The sequence below is a fragment of the Streptomyces sp. NPDC001270 genome (assembly GCF_042896695.1).
Taxonomy (GTDB): Bacteria; Actinomycetota; Actinomycetes; order Streptomycetales; family Streptomycetaceae; genus Streptomyces.
On sequence record NZ_JBIAXM010000047.1, the window covers coordinates 45,627 to 53,251 of the forward strand.

Annotated in this window: 6 protein-coding genes; 1 reads left to right on the plus strand and 5 read right to left on the minus strand. The window is 70.8% G+C overall.

The features are described 5' to 3' along the window. Window positions 1–170: 170 nt before the first annotated feature. From ACFY2B_RS41510 to ACFY2B_RS41520, 3 genes are all read right to left on the minus strand, one after another. Window positions 171–2,072, minus strand: coding sequence for an ABC transporter ATP-binding protein (locus tag ACFY2B_RS41510; protein ID WP_390768248.1), 1,902 nt, complete (start codon window positions 2,070–2,072; stop codon window positions 171–173). Further along, window positions 2,072–3,403, minus strand: coding sequence for an ABC transporter ATP-binding protein (locus ACFY2B_RS41515; RefSeq protein WP_390768256.1), 1,332 nt, complete (start codon window positions 3,401–3,403; stop codon window positions 2,072–2,074). The genes ACFY2B_RS41510 and ACFY2B_RS41515 overlap by 1 nt, the downstream gene beginning before the upstream one ends. Before the next feature lie 121 nt (window positions 3,404–3,524). After that, a complete protein-coding gene (locus ACFY2B_RS41520) occupies window positions 3,525–4,451 on the minus strand; it encodes an ROK family protein (RefSeq protein WP_390768249.1) in 927 nt (308 codons plus the stop codon). Between the two features lie 12 nt (window positions 4,452–4,463). Here ACFY2B_RS41520 and ACFY2B_RS41525 point away from each other — a divergent pair, with 12 nt between their 5' ends. Next, a complete protein-coding gene (locus ACFY2B_RS41525) occupies window positions 4,464–5,066 on the plus strand; it encodes a carbohydrate ABC transporter permease (protein ID WP_390768250.1) in 603 nt (200 codons plus the stop codon). Between the two features lie 56 nt (window positions 5,067–5,122). On the opposite strand, the gene ACFY2B_RS41530 is transcribed toward ACFY2B_RS41525, so the two are convergent. Beyond that, the gene (locus ACFY2B_RS41530; RefSeq protein WP_390768251.1) at window positions 5,123–6,427 is read right to left on the minus strand and encodes an enolase C-terminal domain-like protein; all 1,305 of its coding nucleotides are present in this window, start codon (window positions 6,425–6,427) and stop codon (window positions 5,123–5,125) included. 108 nt (window positions 6,428–6,535) lie between these two features. Beyond that, window positions 6,536–7,625: DUF2264 domain-containing protein (locus ACFY2B_RS41535; protein ID WP_390768252.1), on the minus strand; the 1,090-nt coding region annotated here is incomplete at its 5' end.

Consider the following 7,625-nt stretch of genomic DNA (forward strand, 5'->3'; position numbering starts at 1 on the left):
ATCAACTCCCATGAGACTAAACCGCAAGCCACGGCCGGTGCCTGTGGATGACGTCTGGGAAAGTGAAGGAGTGTCTTGTGGCCTGCGATGAGGGGAGTTCTTCACGCTTCAGCACGCGCAATCAGCAAGGCACCTCGGATGACGACGACGTCAACGGCTCGGCGGCATCCTCAGCACGTATCACCATCCCACCTGAACCGAGCGGATGAGGTTGCCGGCAGGCACGTGGCCGGGGTGCCGTCCTCGATGACGCGGCCGTCGGCCAGCACCAGTACGCGGTCGGCGACTTGGATCGTCGACAGCCGGTGAGCGATGACGAGCGCCGTCCGCCCCCGGAAGACCGTGCGCATCGCGTCCTGCACCGCGCGCTCGCTCGGGATGTCGATGGCCGCGGTGGCCTCATCCAGCACGATGACGGAGGGGTTCACCAGGAAGACACGGGCCAAGGCGATCAGCTGCCGCTCGCCCGACGAGAAGCGGCCACCGCGGTCACCGACCTCGGTTTGATAGCCGTCCCGGAGGGCGGAGATGAACCGATGGGCCCCGGTCGCCTCGGCGGCGAGTCGGATCTCGTCGAGCGTGGCGTCGGGACGCGCCAGCGCGATGTTCTCGGCAACGGTGCCGGAAAACAGGAAGTCTTCCTGGGGGACCATGACCACGCCGTGGCGCAGCTCGGTCGTCGCGAGGGATCGCAGATCGACCCCGTCGAGGAGGACACGGCCGTCGGTTGGATCGTGGAACCGCGCGAGCAGCTTGGCCAGCGTGGACTTTCCGCCGCCCGAAGGGCCAATCAGCGCGACCGTCTGGCCTGCCGGGATGTCGAGTTCGAGGCTGCGCAGCACCTCATGCCCGCTGTGGTAGGCGAAGGAGACGTTCTCGTAGCGCACTCGACGTCCGGCGGAGTGTCCGGAGAGCGCGGGGAGGGAGACGGGACGGGCAGGTTCGACGACGGTCGGCCGGATGGCCAGCAGCACCGCGATCTTGCCCAGTGATGCCGCCGCTGCCTGGTAGGCGTCGAGGACACCACCGAGTCTGAGTGGTTTGTCGTACAGGTCCCGCAGGTACAGCACGACGCCTGCGTAGGTGCCCAACTCCGGTGTGCCGGAGGCCACACGGTATCCGCCCCACAGCACCAGTCCTGCCACGGCGATGTTGGCTACGAGGCGCGAGGAGGTCACGTAACGTGCCATTTCCAGTTCGGCCTGTCGGTTCTCCTGCCGGTGTCGTTGGTTGAGCCGTGCGAACCGGCGTTCGTTGATGCCTTCGCGGCCGAATGCCTGGACGGTGCGGATGCCGGCGAAGGTCTCGTTCATGTCGCCGGCCGCCGCGCCGGCCGCCGTCGAGCGCCGCCGGTACACCTGGAGCGAGCGTCCGCGGAAGGAGCGCATGGTCCAGTAGATCGGTGCCATCGCGGCCAGCGCAGCGGCGCCGAGCTGCCAGTCGAGCACCAGCAGCACCGAGGAGATGTAGACCGGGGACACCACCGCGGTGATGATCTGGTCGATCCCGCTGCCGAAGAACTGGCGGACGGCCTCGACGTCACTGGACGCCCGGGAGGCCAGCGTGCCGGAGGCGTGCTCGTCGTGGAACGCCACGCTCTGCGTCTGCAAGTGGGTGAACAGCCGCGTACGGAGTTCGGTGATCACGTTCTGCCCGACTCCGACGGACAACCGGATGAACGTGTTCTGCAGCAGGCCGGCAGCCGTGACACAGCACGCGGAGCCGATGGCGATGGCGATGAGGGGTTTCGCGTCGTCGGCGCGCAGCGCCGGGATCGCCCGGTTGATGGCGATGGCGACGAACACCGGCCCGGCCAGCGCGGTCGCCTGCTGGAGCAGGACGATCACCGCGGCCGGCCAGAGGCGCCGGATGTCCGATCCCAGTACCGAGCGGAGCAGGCGCCCGGCCGCCCCTCTCGGTGGCGTTGCCTCAAGCAGGTCGTCCGGCTCGCCGCTCGCGGCGGCCGGGTCGGTGGCTGTCGTGGGCCCGTCCGGACCGTCGTCGTCAGCGAGGGAGTCATCGGGCCGTGGCCTCGGCGCCCGGGATGTCGACGTGCGTGCCGACCGGCGCATCAGAGCCCCTCCCCCGGGCCGACCGTCATCTCGATCGGTGTCATCAAGGCCCGGTATGCCGAGCTGGTGTGCAGCAGTTCCTCGTGCGTGCCAACGGCGGTCACCCGGCCGCCGGCCAGCACCGCGACCCGATCGGCCATCAGCACGGTCGACGGCCGATGGGCGATCACCACCGCCGTCGTCGAGGCCAGCACCTCCCATAGTGCGTCTTGGACCTGAGCCTCGGTGCGCATGTCCAAGGCCGACAGCGGATCGTCCAGGACGGCGACCCGAGGACGGCGCACCATGACCCGCGCCAGCGCGATCCGCTGCCGCTGACCGCCGGAGAGCGACATCCCGTTCTCACCGACACGGGTTCGACGGCCTTCGGCCAGTCGGTCCACGAACTGGTCGGCGCAGGTGGCCCGCAGAGCCCGGTCGAGCTCACCCGGGTCGGCTTCCGCACCCATGAGGACGTTGTCCGAGATGGTGCCGGAAAACAGGACTGGTTCGTCGAAAGCGATGGCCACCATGGACCGCACTTCGGCACGGGAGATGGCCGACATGTCGACGCCATCGAGTGTGATGCGGCCGACGGTGGGGTCGTACAGCCGTGCCGCCAAAGAAGCGAGTGTGGTCTTGCCGCTTCCGGTAGCCCCGACCACGGCCAGTGTCTCACCGGGCGCGACACGCAGACTGATGTCGTGCAGTGCCGGCGGATCGTCGGCGGGCGCGTTGGGGTAGCGGAAGCCGACTCCGGTGAACACCAGCTCGGCCGGCTGCTGAGAGCGGGGACCGCCAGGGCAGGCAAGGGCCGCTCCGCCCGTGTCCCGGTTCGCGCCGGATCCGTCCTCGCCCACCGCCGTGTACGGCGCGCCGGGCTCCAGCCGTGGCTTGGCACCGTGCGGTTGGTCGAGCACCTCGAAGTACCTGTGCACAGCTGCTGCCCCGTCATGGCATACGGCCAGCAGCCCCCCTGTCTGCTCGATCGCCGGGCGTAGCGCGGCCACCGTTCCCATGAACGCCAACAGCGTCCCGGTCGACAGGTGCCCGTGTGCCGCCTGGACCGCACCCGTCAGCAGCGCGCCTGCCATGGCGAGTCCCGGCAGTACGCTGATGGGCACCGCGATGCCGCCAAGAAGCCGTGCCTTGTGCAACTCGGCCTTGCGCGCCCTCCTGGCCTGGTCACGGAACCGGGCGATCCGGTGGTCGCTCCGGCGGAAGCCTTTGATCACGCGGATACCCGTCACAGACTCCAAGACCGCCGTCGTCAGGTCGCCCGACAGATCCTGCGCCCGACGGGTCGCACCCGCGTACCGGGACTCGAACCGTGCTGGGCATGAGGACCGCAGCCATCGACAACACCCCCTTCATTCCCGGTAAGTCAAACCTTCCCGTGGCGGCGGTCACCCTACCCGAAGCCCGTCCGCCGACCCGGCACCGGCCGTGCCGCGCGTGCCGGAACCGCCCGGCTCAGGGGTCCTTGCGCAGCCGGGGCGTGAACGCCGCGTGAAGGAGCGTCGAGGCCGCGCCGACCGCCGCCGCCTCGTGCGTGCTGACGGAGCGTTCGACATGCACGCGGCGCAGACGGCGGGCGGTGGGGTAGTCGTTGACGGCGCGTTCGGTCTCGGTGAGGTAGAGGTCCGCCGCCCGGCCCGTGCAATAGGGGCCGCCGACCACGACCAGGCCGACATCGAGCAGGTCGATGGCGGCGAGCGTGCCCCGGCCGACGGCCTGGGGGCCCCGTACCGTCGGCGTGCGCGCGGTGCCGGGCTCCTTCAGGACGTGGCTGGCCGGATTGCACCCGGGCAGGATCTCGGGGCTCCCTTCGCGTTCGTACCGGCCGAGGGTCACCGCGCACAGTTGGCCGAACTCGCCTGCGTTCGCAATGAGTCCACGGTAGATGTCGCCGTTGAGGAACAGGCCCGTGCCCACCCCCGTACCGAGGTAGACGTAGACGAAGTCGCGGGCGCGGCGGTCGCGGCCGATCCAGCGCTCGCCGACGGCGGCGGCCGTGGAGTCCTTCTCCACCAGGACCGGGAACGGAAGACGCTGTTCGAGCAGGGTGCGCAGGGGCACGTCGCGAAGCACCCCCGTCAGCGGTGGGTCGAGGACCGTGCCCGAGACCGTGTCGACCGGGCCCGGCACGGCGACCCCCACGCCGAGGAAGCCGTCCGCGCGCGGGGGACTCCCGGCCGAGTGGAGCACCTTCTCACCCAGGGCGGCGATCTGTGCGACGACCGCGCCGGGCTGCGGCTCGGGGGTGATCTTCTCGACCATGCGCGCCACGATCCGGCCCGAGTGGACGTTCAGCAACTTCAAGGACGCCTGGTCGCAGGGCGGCTTCGGCAGCCAGATACTCAACTCCCTGCTGTACGCGGTGGTCCCGAACGTGATCACGCTGACGCTGGGGTGTTCCTCGCCTTCCCCATCTCACGAGGATGGTTCAGGCACTCGAACGTCCTGTACGCCTTCTTCGTCTTCTCCGGCTTCCTGCCCGCGGGACTGATCCCGCTGTTCGTGGAGGCGCAGAAACTCGGCCTGTACAACAACCGCGTCGGCTACCTGGTGCTCACGTCACTGACCGGCGCGGGTTTCTTCTTCTTCGTCGGCTACATCAAGTCCATCCCCAGGGAACTGGGCGAGGCGGCGGCGATGGACGGCTGCGGGTATGTCCGGTTCAGCTTCCGGATCATCATCCCGCAGATGAAACCGGCGCTCGCCACCTTCGGGGTCTTCGGCTTCGTGGCGTCCTGGAACAACCTGATCCTGCCACTGGTCATGCTGAACGACTCCACCCTGTGGCCGGTGACCCGCGGTCTGTTCTCCTTCTTCGGTGAGTACACGCTGCAGTGGCCGCTGATCGCGGCGGCCACGGTGATCGTGGCCGCGCCGATCGTGGTCGTCTTCGTCCTGCTCCAGCGCTACATGGTGGAGGGCGTGGCGGGCGGCGCCGCGGCCGGGGCGCAGGGGATCGGCCAGGCCACGTCCGCGGCGGCGGCCACGGACGAGTGACGGAGCGTGGGGGCCGCCGGATCCAACGGCCCCCACGTTCTCCCTCACGCTCTGGCTCAGGGCGCCTCCAGCGCCCCGTCCGGCCGCCGGACCTGCGCCGCCCACCGGTCGTGCAGGAACTTCACGGGCGGGAAGCGCTCGGCGGCCTTCTCGTCGAGGCCGATGCCCCACCCCGGCTCCTCGGAGGGGCGCACATACCCGTTGTCCACCACCGGTGTGCCGGGAAAGACCTCGTGCGTCGCCTCGTTGTACTCGTGCGACTCCTGGAAGCCGAAGGCCGGTGTCGAGATGTCCACCGCCAGATTGGCGGCGACACCGACCGGTGAGATGTCGCCCGGGGAGTGGAAGGCCGTGCGCACGCCGAGGAGTTCGCACAGCGCGACCAGTTTCCGGGTGGGGGTCAGCCCGCCCACCGAGGACGTGTGCAGACGGAGGAGGTCGACTCCGCCGTCCCGCACGAGCCGTGCCGCGTCCGTCACCGAGCCCAACTGCTCACCCACCGCGATGGGCACCGGGGACGCGGCGCGGACCTCGGGCAGGCGGTCGTAGTGCTCGGGTGGAACGACATCCTCCAGGAAGGAGAGTCCGTACGGCTCAAGGGCCCTGGCCAGCACCACGGCCTGTTTGGGCGTCAGCCGGCTGTGTACGTCGTGCATGAGGTTGACGCCCTCGCCGAGCCGCTCCCGGGCGGCGGCGAACAGGGCCGGGGTGGCACGCAGATACCGTTCGGGGTCCCAGCCGTCGGGGTGCGGGGAGCGCGGGTAGCCGCCTCGGGTGCTCGGGGCGCCGTAGGTGCCGAGGCCCGGCTGGCCGGTCTGCAGGCGTACGTTGCGGTAGCCCGCGTCGAGCAGCTCCTCGGCGCGGTCGAGGGTTTCGCCGATGCCGGCGCCGGCGGCGTGCGTGTAGACCTCGACCGCGGCCCGTACCCGACCGCCGAGCAGTTCGTGTACGGGAAGCCCCGCGCGCTTGCCCGCGATGTCCCACAGCGCCTGGTCGAGTCCGGACAGCGCGTTGTTGAGTACCGGCCCGTTGCGCCAGTACGAGGAGTAGTGGACGAGCCGGGTGATGTCCTCGATGTCGGCGGGGTGGCGGCCGACGGCGAGCGGGCCGACGTGTTCGTCCACGGCGGCGGCGACCGCGGCGTAGCGCTGGGTGAAGGTGGCGCAGCCGAGCCCGTACAGGCCGTCGTCGCTGGTGTCGACCCGGACCACGATCAGCGGGGTGCCCTCGGGGGCGGTGACGACGGCCCGGACTCCGGTGATGCGCAGCCGGTCGCGGTGCGTCCACGGCGGGAGGGTCTGCGGGAGGCCGCCGTCCGGTCCGAGGAGGCGGTTGGGGTCAGTGGTCCTTGCGTCGGTCATCGATTTTGTCCAGCCGTTCGTAGGGTTGGTGCATCCAGGTGCCTGAGGGGCTGCCGGACGATCCGGTCCGGCACCCGAGTCGCCGGGTCTCGGTGATCCGGCGGCCCGTCATGCGCGGTGCCGGTCCTTCCAGGGGTCGTACGAGGGGTCCGGGGCGGGCAGTCGGAGGGTGTCCCGTGTGCCATCCGGCCAGGCCACGTCCACGAGCAAGGTGCCGTCCTTCTCTCCGGTGGTGACCTCGGGCAGGGCGGTGGGAGCGGTGCCGCCCAGGTGGACGAGGGCGGCGTGGACGGCACCGTGGGTCACGGGGCCGTCGGTCGCGACGACGGGGGTGGCGGAGGCGGCACCGAACGCGTTGCTGTCGGAGCCGGGCACCACCGACGTACGGGGCAGTCCGTACGCGCCGACGACGGCGGAGACCAGGCCGTCCGCGCCGTCCACCCGGCCGGTGCCGCCGTCCGTGAAGTCCGCGTCGACGGGCAGGGCCCAGCCGCCGACCCGCAGGACGTGTCCGGGGCCGGACTCGCCCGCGGCGGGGTCGACCCGTACGGCCCTGACCTCCACCGAGCCCCGCAGCGCGGAACCGACGGTGATCCACGGTCCGAGCGTGTACCGGACGTCGGGGCCGCCGAACGAGTTCCAGGTGGCGTCCGTCAGCCAGTGGGCGCGGCTGCGGGACACCGCCGTCGTGTCGGCGAAGGAGATCGTGGTCGCCGGGCGCCGGTGGGAGGCGCGGCCCTCGGCGTCGAGCAAGACCACCGCGTTGTCGAGCGGGTCGGCGTCGGCGCTGCCGCCGGCGACCGTGGGATCCCCGGGTGTCTCGGGCGCGGTGTGCGTCGAGTAGGCCAGGCGGGCGTAGCAGGGGTCGTCACCGTGGGGGCGGGCCCGGTCGGTGTGGTCGCCGCCGTGGTTCACGACGCGTACGACGCCGTCCGCGGCGGTGCCGGAGACCAGCCAACCGGGAGTGGCGAGCGCCCGGGTGAAGTCGCCCTGCTCGACGGGGAGCGGGGTCTCCTCCTCGGTCCACACCGGGTGGTCGGACGGCAGGGCCAGGCCGATGAAGCCCTTGCTCGCCCAGTACGGCGAGGCCGGCCCGGAATACCCCTGGAGGATGCCGCGGAAGGGCCGGTGCCAGCCGAGGGTGAGCAGTCCCCCGGCGTCGGTGGCGCCGTGGCCGGTGAAGTGGTCGAGCATCCGG

What these genes read in the sequence shown, in the direction of transcription:
- ACFY2B_RS41510 (WP_390768248.1), bottom strand. Translation starts at nt 2,072, where the DNA reads ATGCGCCGGTCGGCACGCACGTCGACATCCCGGGCGCCGAGGCCACGG.
- ACFY2B_RS41530 (WP_390768251.1), bottom strand. Translation starts at nt 6,427, where the DNA reads ATGACCGACGCAAGGACCACTGACCCCAACCGCCTCCTCGGACCGGAC.